Annotated in this window: 1 protein-coding gene; it reads right to left on the reverse strand. The window is 67.5% G+C overall.

The window, feature by feature from the left end:
* Window positions 1-57: 57 nt before the first annotated feature.
* The gene (locus M2271_RS42375) at window positions 58-1,305 is read right to left on the reverse strand and encodes a hypothetical protein (RefSeq protein ID WP_348539241.1); all 1,248 of its coding nucleotides are present in this window, start codon (window positions 1,303-1,305) and stop codon (window positions 58-60) included.
* Between the last annotated feature and the right edge of the window lie 305 nt (window positions 1,306-1,610).

The raw sequence follows: 1,610 nt of genomic DNA on the forward strand, positions 1-1,610 counted from the left end.
ATTCGCTGTCCCCATGGGGAGTCGTGATCGCAGGGGTGGGGAATTACATGACGCTGATCATGCAGATCGTGGGGAATTGCCTGACCGTCGACACCGGAACACCACAGTTTCCTCGTCGCACGTTCTGGACGCGGCTGCGGGGTAGCGGCGAACGGTGACCACCCACTGCCCGCCTTCATCGGGCCTGGCCGCGCTTTCCACTGTCCAGGAGGTGACGGCGGTACCTTCCGGTGCGTTCGGACGAGGCAGCGAACGTACGGGCAGCGCCGTCGGTGTGGGCTCCGCGAGCTCCATCAGGTTGTACAGAACAGTACGTAGCCTTGCGAGCGCTCGGCCCGGTGCAGCGAAAGCGAGTTGGGAGACCTCGGAGTAGAGGCCGGGGGTGTGGTCTGCGACGACGGACTCGATCTGCAGCCGTAGGTCATTGTGGGGGCTGAGACGGGGCGCGGTTTGTCCGAGCGCGGCCATCGCCGTGCCCGGCACCGACTCGTCACCGAACGCGGCAAGGAGCACTGGCTTGCCCAGGGCGGCCCCGTACAGGGTGACAGACCCATGGTCTCCGACTACGGCCTGGGCTGCGACCAGCGCCGATCGCCACGCGTGGACGGTCGACATCAGCAAAAGGCCCGCCTCCAGCGCGTCGGCCAGAACGGCGCGGATCTGCCATGAGCCGTGCGCCGACCACACGTTGGGGTGGATGATTGCTGCAAATCGGTATTCGTCGTAGGGCAACTCGGCGAGCGCACGCGCGGGGAGGCCTGGGTCCCGGCCGAGCAGCGATGTCGGGCCCCATGTGGAGCTGAGCACGATGAGCCGCTTGTCGTCCGAGACCCCCAACGCGCGTTTGTAGGAAACGGCGTCCGGGAGGCTGGCGGACAGTTCGTCGAAGCACGGGTCCCCGACTAGCAGCGTGCGGCCGCGCACCTTCGGGTGCGCGGCTAGCAGCTGCTGTTCCTGATCCGGATGGGAAACAGCGATCCATGTGCGCCCGGCATCGAGGAGCGCATCCGGCACGGCACCTGACAGGCGGGTCTGCGTGGTGCGGGAGTCCGGAACGAGCTTCTGGAAGCCCACGCCGTGCGGGAGGACGAGGACGGGGCAGTCGCCCGCGGGCAGGTCGATGTTCTCGCTGGCAGAGAGAATGAGGTCAGGCTTGATCGTGTCGAGTTGCGACCAGGGCATGACCCGGCAGCCGGCGTCACGGAGTAGTGCGAGGACTCCGTCGTTAAACGCGGAAGTGGGGTCGTGGGCGAAGACAACGCCGACCCTGCTGTCGTTGCGTAGCAGCGTCGGCAGCGACTCCAATACTCGTACGGTCGAAGTGACCGTTCGGGCTGCTACGACAAGCGTCTTCTTAGTGCGGAACGTGTTCCACCGGTGGGCGTCCTGTCCTACCGGGGCCCGGAGGTCCTGCAGATGTGGGACGACGTTAGCGTTCACGGCCACCCCGAATGGTTACGGGCAGCCCGCCGCTCAACGGCAGATAAGTGCGATAAGCGGCGGCTCGCGGCTCGCGGCTCGCGGCTCGCGGCTCGCGGCTCGCGGCTCGCGGCTCGCGGCTCGCGGCTCGCGGCTCGCGGCTCGCGGCTCGCGGCTCGCGGCTCGCGGCT

It is taken from the genome of Streptomyces sp. LBL (assembly GCF_029893585.1).
In the GTDB taxonomy this organism is placed as follows: domain Bacteria; phylum Actinomycetota; class Actinomycetes; order Streptomycetales; family Streptomycetaceae; genus Streptomyces.